At 71.3% G+C, this 13,402-nt stretch carries 12 protein-coding genes; 3 read left to right on the top strand and 9 right to left on the bottom strand.

The window, feature by feature from the left end:
• Nucleotides 1-75: 75 nt before the first annotated feature.
• From topA to QSK15_RS02675, 6 genes are all read right to left on the bottom strand, one after another.
• Nucleotides 76-2,907: a type I DNA topoisomerase gene (gene topA, locus QSK15_RS02700; protein WP_285792728.1), complete on the bottom strand. Its 2,832-nt coding sequence runs from the start codon at nucleotides 2,905-2,907 to the stop codon at nucleotides 76-78.
• A 349-nt stretch (nucleotides 2,908-3,256) separates the two neighbouring features.
• Nucleotides 3,257-4,009: a hypothetical protein gene (locus QSK15_RS02695; protein ID WP_377631444.1), complete on the bottom strand. Its 753-nt coding sequence runs from the start codon at nucleotides 4,007-4,009 to the stop codon at nucleotides 3,257-3,259.
• Nucleotides 4,000-4,539: a nucleoside/nucleotide kinase family protein gene (locus tag QSK15_RS02690; RefSeq protein ID WP_285792727.1), complete on the bottom strand. Its 540-nt coding sequence runs from the start codon at nucleotides 4,537-4,539 to the stop codon at nucleotides 4,000-4,002. Before QSK15_RS02690 ends, QSK15_RS02695 begins: the two co-directional genes overlap by 10 nt.
• A 51-nt stretch (nucleotides 4,540-4,590) precedes the next feature.
• Complete coding sequence (locus QSK15_RS02685) at nucleotides 4,591-6,951, bottom strand: sodium-translocating pyrophosphatase (RefSeq protein WP_285792726.1); 2,361 nt, start codon at nucleotides 6,949-6,951, stop codon at nucleotides 4,591-4,593.
• A gap of 316 nt (nucleotides 6,952-7,267) precedes the next feature.
• On the bottom strand, nucleotides 7,268-7,705 hold the full coding sequence (locus tag QSK15_RS02680; RefSeq protein WP_030334228.1) for an ATP-binding protein: 438 nt from the start codon (nucleotides 7,703-7,705) through the stop codon (nucleotides 7,268-7,270).
• Nucleotides 7,702-8,058 (bottom strand): STAS domain-containing protein, encoded by a 357-nt coding sequence (locus QSK15_RS02675; protein ID WP_285792725.1) that lies wholly within the window; start codon nucleotides 8,056-8,058, stop codon nucleotides 7,702-7,704. Before QSK15_RS02675 ends, QSK15_RS02680 begins: the two co-directional genes overlap by 4 nt.
• 131 nt (nucleotides 8,059-8,189) lie before the next feature.
• On the opposite strand from QSK15_RS02675, the gene QSK15_RS02670 reads away from it, so the two are divergent.
• The 3 genes from QSK15_RS02670 to QSK15_RS02660 all read left to right on the top strand — a co-directional run bounded on the left by QSK15_RS02670 (nucleotide 8,190) and on the right by QSK15_RS02660 (nucleotide 11,729).
• Nucleotides 8,190-10,676 carry a DEAD/DEAH box helicase gene (locus QSK15_RS02670; RefSeq protein WP_377619714.1) on the top strand — a complete coding sequence of 829 codons (2,487 nt, stop codon included), beginning with the start codon at nucleotides 8,190-8,192 and terminating at the stop codon, nucleotides 10,674-10,676.
• A gap of 99 nt (nucleotides 10,677-10,775) precedes the next feature.
• The gene (locus tag QSK15_RS02665; protein WP_030334221.1) at nucleotides 10,776-10,985 is read left to right on the top strand and encodes a hypothetical protein; all 210 of its coding nucleotides are present in this window, start codon (nucleotides 10,776-10,778) and stop codon (nucleotides 10,983-10,985) included.
• A gap of 165 nt (nucleotides 10,986-11,150) precedes the next feature.
• Complete coding sequence (locus QSK15_RS02660; RefSeq protein ID WP_279514805.1) at nucleotides 11,151-11,729, top strand: LURP-one-related family protein; 579 nt, start codon at nucleotides 11,151-11,153, stop codon at nucleotides 11,727-11,729.
• A gap of 622 nt (nucleotides 11,730-12,351) precedes the next feature.
• On the opposite strand, the gene QSK15_RS02655 is transcribed toward QSK15_RS02660, so the two are convergent.
• From QSK15_RS02655 to QSK15_RS02645, 3 genes are read right to left on the bottom strand one after another with little or no spacing between them, the layout of a single operon-like run.
• Nucleotides 12,352-12,771: an Rv3654c family TadE-like protein gene (locus QSK15_RS02655; protein ID WP_285792723.1), complete on the bottom strand. Its 420-nt coding sequence runs from the start codon at nucleotides 12,769-12,771 to the stop codon at nucleotides 12,352-12,354.
• Nucleotides 12,771-13,166, bottom strand: a complete 396-nt coding sequence (locus QSK15_RS02650) for a TadE family type IV pilus minor pilin (protein WP_285794310.1) — start codon at nucleotides 13,164-13,166, stop codon at nucleotides 12,771-12,773. The genes QSK15_RS02655 and QSK15_RS02650 overlap by 1 nt, the downstream gene beginning before the upstream one ends.
• 47 nt (nucleotides 13,167-13,213) lie before the next feature.
• Nucleotides 13,214-13,381: a DUF4244 domain-containing protein gene (locus QSK15_RS02645; RefSeq protein ID WP_285792722.1), complete on the bottom strand. Its 168-nt coding sequence runs from the start codon at nucleotides 13,379-13,381 to the stop codon at nucleotides 13,214-13,216.
• Between the last annotated feature and the right edge of the window lie 21 nt (nucleotides 13,382-13,402).

Here is a 13,402-nt window from a genome sequence, read left to right as displayed (position 1 = left end):
AAACAGATCTTGGACAGTTTCCGTTCTGTCCGAACGGAAACTGTCCAAGATCTGAACAGGCCAGGAGCGACGCAGCTACTCGCTGCTGGTGGCGGCCTTGCGCGGGGCGGCCTTCTTCGCCGGGGCCTTCTTCGCCGCGGTGGTGGCCTTCGCCGTGGTGGTCTTCTTCGCGGCAGTGGACTTGCTGGCAGCGGCCGTCTTCTTGGTGGCCGTGGCCTTCTTCGCGGGCGCCTTCTTCGCCGCCGCCTTCTTCCGCGGCGCCGGACCCTTCGCCCGCTTCTCGGCCAGCATCTCGGACGCCTCCTCGAGGCTCAACGCCTCCGGCGTCTGCCCGCGCCGCAGCGACGCGTTGACCTCCCCGTCGGTCACGTACGGGCCGAACCGGCCGTCCTTGATCACCAGCGGCTTCTCGGTCAGCGGGTCGACGCCCATCTCGCGCAGCGGCGGTGCCGCGGCGCGCCGGCCCCGGGTCTTCGGGGCGGCCAGCAGAGCCAGCGCCTCGTCCAGACCGACGGTGAACATCTGGTCCTCGGACTCCAGCGAGCGGAACTCCTCGCCCCGCTTCACGTATGGGCCATAGCGACCGTTGTTCGCGAAGACCTCGACGCCGTCCGGCGCGACACCGACCAGCCGGGGCAGGCTGAGCAGCTTGAGCGCCTCCTCCAGCGTCAGCCCGTCGGGGGTCTGCGTACGCAGCAGCGACGACTTCCGCTCCCCGCTGGACACGTACGGGCCGAACCGGCCGGACTTGAGCACGATCGGCTCGCCGGTGGCGGGGTCGTCGCCGAGCTTGCGCTCGCCGCTGCCGCCGAGGAACAGCTCGTGCACCTTCTCCGGGGTCAGCTCGTCCGGGGCCAGGCCCTCGGGGATCGGTGCCCGGTCACCCTGGGCACCGGCCTCCTCGCCCTCGGCAGGTGCCGCCGGGGCCTCGCCGGGCACCGCACGCTGGAGGTACGGCCCGTAGCGGCCGACCCGCACCACGACCTCGCGACCGTCGTCGTCGGTGAAGAGCGGGATGGAGTTGACGCTGCGGGCGTCGATGTCGCTGAGGTTCTCGGTGACCAGCTTCTTGAGCCCGCCGGAACGGGCGATGTCCTGGTCGCCGGCGCCGTTGGAGCTGCCGAAGTAGAACGCGGTGAGGAAGTCGACGGCGGCGTGGTCACCACCGGCGATCTCGTCCAGCTCGTTCTCCATGGTGGCGGTGAAGTCGTAGTCGATCAGGCGGGGGTAGTGCCGCTCCATCAGCCCGATCACCGCGAAGGCCAGGAAGGTCGGGATCATCGCCTGGCCACGCTTGGTGACGTACCCCCGGTCCTGGATCGTCTGCATGATCGACGCGTAGGTGGACGGGCGGCCGATGCCCAGCTCTTCCAGGGCCTTGACCAGCGACGCTTCGGTGTAGCGCGACGGCGGCTGGGTGTGGTGGCCCTGCGCGGCCAGCTCGTCGGCGGTCAGCGGCTGGTCCTTGGCCAGGGTGGGCAGCCGGCGCTCGGCGTCCTCGGCCTCGGCGTTCTCGTCGTCACTGGACTCGACGTACGCGCGCAGGAAGCCCGGGTCGGTGATGGTCTTGCCGGTCGCGCCGAAGTCGGCTTCCTCCTGCGCGGTGGAGACCGCCCGGATCCGCACCGACACGCTGGAGCCGACCGCGTCGGTCATCTGCGAGGCGATGGTGCGCCGCCAGATCAGCTCGTAGAGCTTGAACTCCTCGGCGGACAGCTCCTTGGCCACCTCGCCCGGGGTACGGAAGTTGTCCCCCGCCGGGCGGATCGCCTCGTGCGCCTCCTGCGCGTTCTTCACCTTGCCGGTGTAGCGGCGCGGCTCCGGCGGAACGCTGCGCTCGCCGTACAGCTCGACGATCTGTCGACGGGCCGCCGAGATGGCGGTCTCCGACAGGTTGACCGAGTCGGTACGCATATAGGTGATGTAGCCGTTCTCGTACAGGCGCTGCGCGGTGCGCATCGTCTGCTGCGAGGACAGGCGCAGCTTGCGGGCCGCCTCCTGCTGGAGGGTCGAGGTGATGAACGGCGCGTACGGACGACGACGGTAGGGCTTCTCCTCGACCCGGGTGACGGTGAACGGCCGCCCGTCGAGGCGGGCCGCGAGACCCCGGGCACCGCTCTCGTCGAGGTGCACGACCCCGGCGCCGGCCCGGACCCGACCGGTGGTCGGCTCGAAGTCCTTACCGGTGGCGATCCGGTCGCCGTTCAGGGCGATCAGGGTGGCGTTGAAGCTACGCGGACCCTCGCCGGCGTTGGCCACCGCCAGGGTGGCCAGGATGTCCCAGTATTCGGCGGTGCGGAAGGCCATCCGCTGGCGTTCCCGCTCGACCACGATGCGGGTGGCCACCGACTGCACCCGGCCCGCCGAGAGCCGCGGCATGACCTTCTTCCACAGCACCGGGGAGACCTCGTAGCCGTACAGACGGTCGAGGATCCGGCGCGCCTCCTGGGCGTCCACCAGATCGCGGTCGATCTCCCGGGGGTTGGCCACCGCCGCCTGGATCGCCGGCTTGGTGATCTCGTGGAAGACCATCCGCTTGACCGGCACCTTGGGCTTGAGCGTCTCCACCAGGTGCCAGGCGATCGCCTCGCCCTCGCGGTCCTCATCCGTGGCCAGGAGGATCTCGTCGACCTCCTTGGCCAGCTTCACCAGCTTGCTGATCTGCTGCTTGCGGTCGGCGGAGACGACGTAGAGCGCGTGGAAGCCGTTGTCGACGTCCACCCCGAGGCGGGCCCAGGGCTCCTTCTTGTATTTGGCCGGCACGTCGGCGGCGTTGCGCGGCAGGTCGCGGACGTGACCGAAGCTGGCCTCCACGACGTACCCCGGGCCGAGGTAGCCCGAGATCGTCTTGGCCTTCGCCGGTGACTCGACGATGACCAGACGGGTGGTTCCAGCGTTGCTCGGCACGTCTCTCCCCGACCTCACTCCTGCTCGTGGCCTGCCGGCGCCCGGACAGCGACCGCTTTCGACCCCGCCGTAGCACCGGCGGTCCGGATGTCCAACGTAACGCGTTGCCCGCGATTCGGGTTTCGCGGGCCGCAAACCGCTTCGACGCGGCGGTCGACACCGCCCCGCCGCGCTCGGCACTGCCGGACGGCGCCACCGTACACCGTGAGTAGGGCTCGAAGCGGGTCACTGTGACGATGGCGGACTCACGACCGAGGTCCGACCCGCCCGTTTTCTGCCTGGATCGACCCGCCGGCTGTCCGGCACCGGACAGCCGGACGCCGCCGCTGACCTGGGCGAAATGACCGCTTCACTGCCGAGTTGGCCAGGCGTCCGCCGGTGCCGCGGGCGGCGGTCCGCCGACCAGCTCGGCGAGTCGGGCCAACCGACGGCGTCCGGTGATCCGGTAGGCCGGGCCACCCTCCGCCGGGCCGAGCAGCGTCCCGGCCAGCCCGGCCGCCGCGAGCGCGACACCGATCGGCTCCCAACACTCCTGATCGTCGGGGCCCAGCCGCAACAGGTAGCAGTCGGGAGGCTCCGGCGTCCCGGCGGCGGCGAGCCACAGCCGCAACCGCCGGCCGGTCAGATGGAAGGCCGCCGGCGGGCGTTTCGTCGGACCGTGCAGCCAGGCGGCCGCGAGCGGCTTCAAGACCCGGGTGTACGACGTCCGCACGGCGTGTCGCTCGCCCTCGATCGGCTCCCAGCTGGCCGCCAGCCCGCGCGACGCCAGTTCGGCGACGAGCACGTGCACCCGCCACGCCGCGTCCACCCGCACCGAGAGCCGGGCGGTTCCGCCCATCCGGACCACCTCAGCCGGCCCGGCGAGCAACCCGGCGAGGTCGGCGACGGCCGGTTCGGCAGCGTCCGCGCCGAAGAAGACAAGTTGCCGGCCCGCGTCGTCACCCGGGGCCGGGCCGTTCAGTGGGGAGCCGTGTTGCGACGGGCCGTTCCTCGGCGCGCCGCCACGGCGTCGCCCGGGGGTGGGCGTGTCGGACTCGGGCGCGGGGAACAGCGCCGGAGGCGGCTGCGCCTTCCCGGTGTCACCGAGCCCGCTCAGCGACACTCCGGCACCTCGTCGAATGCCTGTTTCAACTCCTCGGAGTTGAGTTTGCTGGTGTCCAGCGCGCTGGCGTCGTACTCCTTGTTGAGCGTCTCCACCGCGGCCCGCACACCGTCGTAGAAGACGGTCGGCTCGCCGGTGCCCAGGCCGTCGATGGTGTCCCGGGCACGGCCGTACGCGTCCCGCATCTTCCCCAGCGAACTGCGGAAACCCACGGAGATGGCCTCGCCGTTGTCGGTGTCCGGGATGCCCGCCTTCTCCACCTTGCGGCGCGCGGCCTCGCTGGCCTGCTCCGCCCCGTCGAAGAGCCGCACCAGGTTCTCCTTGGCCTGCGCCGGCGTGGTCTGCGCGGTCATCTGCTCATCGGTGCTGCTGGTCAGCTTGTTGATCTCCAAGCGCCACGGGGTGAGCGCGCCGCAGACCGAGGCCGCCCAGGCCCGTGGGCTGGGGCCGCCACCGCAGCCGGCCAGGACGACGATCGTGGCCAGGACCACCGTGAGCTTTCCGGCGGCAGACGCCCGGCACGTACGCATGCGTTGCAGCGTACGGCCTTTGGCCAGGTGTGGCACCGGGCCGTTCCTGGGTCAGGCGTTCACCGTCTCCGGACGGTGATCGGTGCTGCCCGCGCCGGTGTTGCCATCGGCGTCCGAGTCGGACATCGCGATGCCCTTGCGCTTGCTGAACACCACCGACGCCACGATGATCAGCGTCGCTACCAGCGCGATGCTGACGCGCAGGCCGACATTGCGGTCGTCGCCGACGCTCCACGCCACCACGGCGGGTGCGATCAGCAGCGAGACCAGGTTCATCACCTTGATCAGCGGGTTGATCGCCGGGCCGGCGGTGTCCTTGAACGGGTCACCGACGGTGTCGCCGATGACCGTGGCGGCGTGCGCCTCGGAGCCCTTGCCGCCGTACGCGCCGTCCTCGACCAACTTCTTGGCGTTGTCCCAGGCCCCACCGGAGTTGGACAGGAACACCGCCATCAGGGTGCCGGCACCGATCGCACCGGCCAGGTACGCGGCGAGCGCGCCGGGCCCGAGGCCGAAACCGACAGCGATCGGCGCCAGGATGGCCAGCAGACCGGGGGTCATCAGCTCGCGCTGCGCGTCCCGGGTGCAGATGTCGACGACCTTGCCGTACTCCGGACGCTGGGTGCCGTCCATGATGCCGGGCAGCTCACGGAACTGCCGGCGGACCTCCATCACCACGGCACCGGCCGAGCGGGACACCGCGTTGATGGCCAGACCGGAGAAGAGGAAGACCACCGCCGCGCCGATGATCAGGCCGACCAGGTTGCGCGGGTTCGCCACGTTCAGCGAGTTGAGGATCTCCGTACCGACATCACCCACACCGGCGTCCGCGTACGCGCTGCGCAGCGTGTCGGTGTACGAGCCGAACAGCGCGGTCGCGGCGAGGACCGCCGTGGCGATGGCGATCCCCTTGGTGATCGCCTTGGTGGTGTTGCCCACCGCGTCCAGCTCGGTGAGCGTGCGCGCGCCGTGCTCGTCGATGTCGCCGGACATCTCGGCGACGCCCTGGGCGTTGTCGGAGATCGGTCCGAAGGTGTCCATCGCGACGATCACGCCGACGGTGGTGAGCAGGCCGGTGCCGGCCAGCGCCACGGCGAACAGCGACAGCGTGATGGAGCTGCCGCCGAGCAGGAACGCGCCGAACACACCGGCGCCGATCAGCACCGCCGAGTAGACAGCCGACTCCAGACCGACGCTGATGCCGGCCAGGATCACCGTCGCCGCACCGGTCTGCGAGCTCTTGCCGATGTCCTGCACCGGACGCTTGTTGGTCTCGGTGAAGTAGCCGGTCAGCGCCTGGATCGCGCCGGCCAGCACGATGCCGATCACGACAGCGCCGATGGCCACCAGCCGCGGGTTGCCCGGAGCGTCGGTGAGGCCACTGTCGAACTCGCCGAAGGTCGCCGGCAGGTACGCGTACGCGGCGATCGCCACCAGCACGGCGGAGAGCGCCGCCGACAGGTAGAAGGCCCGGTTGATGGCGGTCAGGCCGTTGCGGTCGGACGCGCGCAGCCGGGTGATGAAGACGCCGACGATCGCGATCAGCACGCCGATGGTGGAGATGATCAGCGGGAAGACGAGGCCTTCCTCACCGAACGCGGCGCGGCCGAGGATCAGCGCGGCGACCAGCGTCACCGCGTACGACTCGAACAGGTCGGCGGCCATGCCGGCGCAGTCACCGACGTTGTCGCCCACGTTGTCGGCGATGGTGGCCGCGTTGCGCGGGTCATCCTCGGGGATGCCCTGCTCGACCTTGCCGACCAGGTCGGCGCCGACGTCGGCGGCCTTGGTGAAGATGCCACCGCCGACCCGCATGAACATCGCGAGCAGCGCGGCACCGAAGCCGAAGCCCTCCAGCACGGTGGGCGCGTCACCCCGGTAGACGATGACGACCAGCGCCGCACCGAAGAGGCCGAGGCCGACGGTGAGGAAGCCGACGACGCCACCGGTGCGGAAGGCGATCTTCATGGCCGCCTCGCGGCCGCCTACTCGCTCTCTCGCGGCGGCGGCCACGCGCAGGTTGGCTCGGGTGGCCAGCCACATGCCCGCCCCGCCGATGAACGCGCTGAAGAGAGCGCCCACCACGAAGAAGAGGGAACGGCCGATCTTCACCGCCAGCTCGCTGCCATCGGTGTCGTGCACCGGGAGCAGGAAGAGCAGGACGACGGCGACGACAACGAAGATCGCCAGGGTGCGGAATTGACGGAGCAGGTAGGCCGAGGCGCCCTCCTGGACCGCCCCCGAGATCTCCTGCATTTTCTCGGTGCCCTTACCAGCGGCCAGCACCGTTTTCGTCAGGGCGGCAGCGAAACCGAGCGCCACCAGCGCGACGACCGCGGCGATGACGACGTAGGTGACATTGCTTCCGGTAAGGGAAAGCCCGCCGCCGTCGGCGGCCAAGGTCTCGGACATCTGTGTCCTCCTGTTACCGAACAATCGCGCCGGTGAGTGGAGACGCACTGACCGACGCCTGGATGCGGACTCGCAAGCGCGCGCCAACCCACCAGCGGACCAGCGATGACCACCCATACCCGCTGGCTGCGGGATGGGTCACTTGCTGACAACCCGGGTACTGTAGCCCTCCTCAGTGTTGGAGGTCACACCCAGGTGGCACCGTGTCGCGATGATCTTCGTCGCTGTGTTATGAAACGGAATCTGATATAGGGCCCGATCCATGCAAAGAAGGCCGCATCCCCAGTTGGGGACGCGACCTACGCAGCGGAACCGTTCAGCGGCCGACCGGCCACACCATCCGTACCTCGGTGCCGATGCCCTCGTCGACCGGGCGCACCTGCAGGTCCTCGACGAAACCGGCGAGCAGCGCGAAGCCCACACCGGTGGTCAGCGCCTCGTCGGTCAGCGACTCGTTGGCCAGTTCGTCCGGCGGCAGCGCGGTCAGACCGATGCCCGCCTCGATCGGCGCCCGGTCCACCACCCGCACCGCGTACGAGCCACCGTCGGACATCTCCACCAGCACCGGATCGGCCAGGCCGTACTGCCGGTGCAGGGCCACCGCGCGGGTGCACGCCTCACCGATGGCCAGGCGCACCTCGTCCAGCAGGTCCTCGCGGACCCCGGCCCGCCGGGCGACGGCGACGCCGACCAGACGGGCGGTGCGCACGTGCACCGGCGCGGGTGAGAACGAGAGCTTGACTGTCGCCATCACGCGTCGGCGCCCGCCGAGTCGGCGCTGACCGCCGCATCGACAGTCGGGTGCAACGGAAACACCTGGTCCAGTGCGGTGATCCGGAAGATCTTGAGCAGCGGCTCCTTGTCGCAGACCAGCGCGAACGAACCACCGGCGGAACGGAGCCGCTTGAGCGCGCCGACCAGCACACCCAGCCCGGTGGAGTCGAGGAAGTCCACCCGACCGAGGTCGACCACCACGTGACGCGCCCCACCGTCGATCAGCTCGAGGAGCCGTTCACGGAGCCGGGGTGCGGTGTAGACGTCCACCTCACCACCGACCTCGAGCACCGTGTGCTCACCCACGGTGCGGGTCGCCAGTGACAGCTCCATCGGTCCTCCTCGCCAGAGCCGTAAACTCTCGTGGGCATCTAACCACTACCGCCAGGGCGGCCTGCGGACGCCAGCGGAGGCTACCCCTTACCCCGGTGTCCGACTTTTCATCTCCGAACACCAGTGCGAGAGTGCAGGGCGTGACCTCCAACGACTTCAGCTCCGCGCGCGGCACGCCGCGCCACGACCTGGAGTCGTCGTCCGCGGCCACCGTATCCGCTGGTCCCGGGCCAGCGCCGGCCGACCTGCTGCGCCGGCTGCGCGCCCGGGGCGCCGCCGACCCGGTCACCCACGTCGAGCGGGTACCGGCCCGCGCCGGGGTGCCCGCGCCCTGGCCGTCGTGGGCACCGGCGCAACTGCGCACGGCGTTCACCGGGCGCGGCGTGGTCGCGCCCTGGCAGCACCAGGCCGAGGCGGCCACCCTGGCGTACGAGGGCCAGCACGTGGTCGTGGCCACCGGCACCGCGTCCGGCAAGTCCCTGGCGTACCAACTGCCGGCCCTGGCCACGCTGCTGGCCGACCCCCGGGCCACAGTGCTCTACCTGGCACCGACCAAGGCGCTCGCCGCGGACCAGTTGCGCGCCGTCGCCGCACTGGAACTGGAGGGGGTACGCCCCGCCTGCTACGACGGCGACACTCCGCGCACCGAGCGGGAGTGGATCCGCCGGCACTCCCGGTTCGTGCTGACCAACCCCGACATGCTGCACCACGGCATCCTGCCCGGGCACGCCCAGTGGTCCGGCTTCCTGCGCCGACTCGCGTACGTGGTGATCGACGAGTGCCACACCTACCGGGGCGTGTTCGGCTCGCACGTCGCGCACGTGCTGCGTCGGCTACGCCGGCAGTGCGCCCGGTTCGGGGCCACCCCGGTGTTCGTGCTCGCCTCGGCGACGTCCGGGGACCCGGCGACGGCGGCCGGGCGGTTGACCGGCCTGCCGGTGACGGCGGTCACCGAGGACGCCTCCCCCCGGGGCGGGGTGACCTTCGCGCTCTGGGAGCCGCCGCTGCTGCCACCCGACGCGGGCTCGTCCTCGCCGATGCCACCAGCCTCGTCGTCCCCGGTGCCGCCGCAGGCGACCGGCGACGACCCCTCCCGGTCGGTGCCGCCGCAGGGGAACGGTGACCACGACGACCTCAGGCAGGTCCGCCGGTCGGCGCTGCGCGAGACCGCGGACCTGCTCGCCGACACCGTCGCCGAAGGGGTACGTACCCTCGCGTTCGTCCGGTCCCGCAAGGGCGCCGAGGTGGTGGCCGCCAGCGCCCGTCGCGCGCTGGACGACGCGGTGCCAGGGCTCGGCGACCGGGTGGCCGCCTACCGGGGCGGCTACCTGCGGGAGGAGCGGCGCGAGCTGGAACGCGCGCTGCTGCACGGCGACCTGCTCGGCCTGGCCTCGACCAACGCGTTGGAGCTGGGCGTGGACCTGGTCGGGCTCGACGCGGTGCTGATCTGCGGCTACCCGGGCACTCGGGCGTCGCTGTGGCAGCAGGCGGGCCGGGCCGGGCGTTCCGGGCAGGAGGCCCTGGCGGTGCTGGTGGCGCGGGACGACCCGCTGGACACCTACCTGGTGCACCACCCGGAGGCGATCTTCGGGGCACCGGTGGAGGCGACGGTGCTCGACCCGGCCAACCCGTACGTGCTGGCCCCGCAGCTCGCCTGCGCGGCGGCGGAGGCACCGCTCACCCCGGCCGACCTGGCGCTCTTCGGCGACGGGGCGAAGGAGGCGATCGACGAGTTGGTCGCGGCGGGGGCACTGCGGCAACGGCCCACCGGTTGGTACTGGCGGCACCGGGAGCGGCCCGAGGTGGACCTGCGCGGCGAGGGCGGCGCCCCGGTCGCCGTGGTGGAGTCGTCGACCGGCCGGCTGCTCGGCACCGTCGACGGCGGCTCCTCGCACTTCCTGCTGCACCCCGGCGCGGTCTACCTGCACCAGGGCGTCTCGTACGTGGTCGACCAGCTCGACCTCGTCGACGGGTGCGCGCTGGTGCACGCCGAGGAGCCGGACTGGTCCACCCACGCCCGTGACGTCACCGACCTGTCGGTGGTGTCGGTGCGTTCCTACGTGGACGCCGGGCCGGTCGGCATGTTCCTCGGCGAGGTGGACGTGACCAGCCAGGTGGTGTCGTACCAGCGGCGGCGCATCGCCACCGGCGAGGTGATCGACACCCGGCCGCTCGACCTGCCGACCCGGGAGCTGCGCACCGTGGCGGTCTGGTTCACCCTGTCGCCGCAGTCGTTGACCCACGCCGGGGTCCAGCCGGCCGATGTGCCGGGTGCGTTGCACGCCGCCGAACACGCCGCGATCGGCCTGCTGCCGCTGATGGCCACCTGCGACCGCTGGGACATCGGCGGGCTCTCCACCGCACTGCACCCGGACACCGAAGCGCCGACCGTCTTCGTCTACGACGGGCACCCGGGTGGCGCCGGGTTCGCCGAGCGGGCGTACGGGACGGCGGCGGCGTGGCTGCGGGCCACCCGGGACGCGATCGCGGAGTGCGGCTGCGAGACCGGATGCCCATCCTGCGTGCAGTCACCGAAATGCGGCAATGGCAACAACCCCCTCTCCAAACCGGACGCGATCCGGGTGCTCGACGTGGTGCTGGCCAACCTGCCGCGCTGAGCAGCTTGCATGAACCGGCATGGCACGGGGCACAATGATGTGGGAGCGCTTCCATCGATGCCTTTGTTGCTGATCGCCCCCCGTGCCCGAGGAGAAGCTGTGGCCGACACCATCGCCGAGACCGTCGACCTGCTCTACACCATCGACCAGGACAATCTCACCCTCGACCAGCAGATCGCGCTGGGGTCGGCACTGGCCGCCCTGGCGCAGGCGGAACGGCTGGAACAGATCAACGAGCGGCTGCGCGGCATCCACCAGGTGCTCAACACCTGGGCGCTGCGGGCCGCGACCTCCGTCGACAGTCGCTGAGGTCTGCCGGGGTGATCCTGCAAGGGCACCAGTGATCACTCCGGGCTGGGTAGTCGTCCGACGGGCTCGACGACTACCCAGCAGCAACTGGTCATGGACCGCAGGGGGCGCGACGGTTGTCGGGCTGTGCGAGACTCCGGCGCACCAACCCCCAGAGGAGTTCAGATGCAGCTCGACAACTTGCAGGGCCAGCACCAGTTCCACATTCGCCAGCGCCTGCGCATGATGGTCAACCAGTACGAGGTCCGGGCGGTCTCCCCGGACGGCAGCGAGGGTGAGCTGTTGGCGTTCGCGCAGCAGAAGCGGCTCGCCTTCAAGGAGCAGGTGACCATCTACACGGATGACTCCAAGCAGCAGCCGCTGCTCGGCTTCAAGGCCCGCCAGCGCATCGACCTCGGTGCCACGTACGACGTCACCGACGCGGCCGGCAACCCGATCGGCCTGTTTCGCAAGGACTTCGCCCAGTCGCTGCTGCGCTCCACCTGGCACGTCGAGCAGGCCGGCCTGCCGCAGGTGACCGGCCAGGAGCGGAGCCTGCCGGTCGCGTTGCTGCGTCGATTCGTCGACTCGCTGTCCTGGCTGCCGTACCACTTCGACTTCACCGCAGGCGGCCAGCCGGTCTTCTCCGTGATCAAGAAGTGGGGCCTGCGCGACAAGTACGTCGTCGAGGTGCAGCACCCGCAGATCGACCGTCGCCTGGTCATCGCGATGGCCGTCGCCCTCGACGCGCTCCAGTCCCGCTGACGCACCCGGCCCGGACGAGGGCGGTGCGATGACCCTCAGCGGTCGCCGTCGCGGCCACCCAATCCTCGGCTGCCGGCCGGGAGCTGGACCTCGACCAGTCCCGGCCGGCAGGCCGCCGGACCGCACTCCCGGGATGGCAGGCCGTTCGACGGCACTCGCCCCAGACTTCGGGCCGCTCCACCCGCACTCGCCCCGGACAGCGGGCCGCTCGACCGCACTCGCGCCGGAGAGGGTGGGCCGCTGGTGATTGGGCCCTGACTGGTCCGGTCGCCCCCTTTGGAGCTGATGTCGTAACCGCATCGGCCTTGATGTCGTAACCGATTCAGCTCCAAAGCACCCGCCAATCCGACGCAGGCCCTTGGTTCCTTCGACCACGCGCCAGCCCGTACTTCCGCTTGACGCTGCTAAGCGGGCCAAGCCCCTCCCTCCAAAGACCGCGCCCTCGACAGACCGCGCCCTCCGCAGCCGCGCCCCGTGCTGGCCGCGCCCCGTGCTGGTCCCGCCCTCTGCTGGCCACGCCCCGTGCTGGTCCCCCTCTGCTGGCCACGCCCCGTGCTGGTCTGTGCTGGTCCCGCCCTGTGCTGGCCGCGGCGCGCGGTTAGTAGAGACGCCACCGTGAGGGTCAGCCCCGCACTGGCCCGGCACGGGCGCTCGCCGCTGCCACGCGGGTCAGGCCTGGTAGCGGCGTGAACGCCACCTCGACTGTCACCAGCACGTCCAGCCCATCGAGGTGACAGCTGACCAGCCGGCCGTCGTTGCGGCTGGCGAGATCGGACGCGGACGCGCAGGCCACCACGTCGCCGTCGAGCGCCCGGGCGGCACCGGCCAGCGCGCCGAGGTCGGCTGCCACCGCCGCCCGCTGGCTCGCCATGCCGGCGGCGACGATCGCTGCGCCGAACGTCCCGAACACCACGAAGACGAGCCCGATCGCCAGCAGCAGGATCGTCGCGCCACCTCGCGCCGGGTCCGGCCGACCAGCGACGAACCCCCGGGCGGCCGGGGCGTGACCGGAGGCGAGCGACGGACCGCGAGTTCGTCGCACTACCAACTCTCCTCGTCCGCACCCGGTTCGACGGCCGCGACGGCGGTGGCGACCACGGTGATGCGGGGTAGCCGCCCGCCCAACGTCCGGACGGGTGCCCGTACCGTCGCGTGCGCCCGGTCGCCTTCGACTGACACCGACACCGCCGCCCCCGGCGGCGCCGCACGGCCACCCTCCGCGTCGCCGTCCGCGCCCCGGGCGGCGGCGAGCGCCGCCTCCCGGGCCGCGTGCAGGCAGCCCGCCTGCGCGCTGACGGCGTTGACCGTGGTCAGACCGGCAAGCAGGAGCAGAAGCAGCGCCGGCAGGCCGGCCGCCAGTTCGGCGGTGAAGGACCCCCGGTCCCCACCAGCGGCCCCTACGAGGAGGCGACCTCTGCGCCCGTCGCCTGCCGCCAGCCCGGGAACGCTCGATCCTGAAGGATGGCCGGCCCGCCGGCGCCTGATCACTTCAGTGCCTGGTCGATGACAGCGGTCAGCGCCGACTGGACGTTGCCGGAGGTCAGCACCTTCAGCAGGATCCCGGCGAAGGCAACCGCGGCGAGGGTGCCCACGGCGTACTCGGCCGTGTTCATTCCGGCATCGCCGCGCAGGCGAGCGATGAGTTTGCGCATGACTGTTTTCCCTTCTCGATG

The organism is Micromonospora sp. NBRC 107095 (assembly GCF_030269705.1).
Lineage (GTDB): Bacteria > Actinomycetota > Actinomycetes > Mycobacteriales > Micromonosporaceae > Micromonospora > Micromonospora parva.
Note: the sequence above shows the minus strand (reverse complement) of the source record. Positions and strands in the feature narration are given on the sequence as shown.

Coding starts and splice junctions, on each gene's coding strand:
- QSK15_RS02690 (WP_285792727.1), bottom strand. CDS start 4,539: ATGCGTACGTGCCGGGCGTCTGCCGCCGGAAAGCTCACGGTGGTCCTG.
- QSK15_RS02685 (WP_285792726.1), bottom strand. CDS start 6,951: ATGTCCGAGACCTTGGCCGCCGACGGCGGCGGGCTTTCCCTTACCGGA.
- QSK15_RS02675 (WP_285792725.1), bottom strand. CDS start 8,058: ATGGAGCTGTCACTGGCGACCCGCACCGTGGGTGAGCACACGGTGCTC.
- QSK15_RS02660 (WP_279514805.1), top strand. CDS start 11,151: ATGCAGCTCGACAACTTGCAGGGCCAGCACCAGTTCCACATTCGCCAG.
- QSK15_RS02645 (WP_285792722.1), bottom strand. CDS start 13,381: ATGCGCAAACTCATCGCTCGCCTGCGCGGCGATGCCGGAATGAACACG.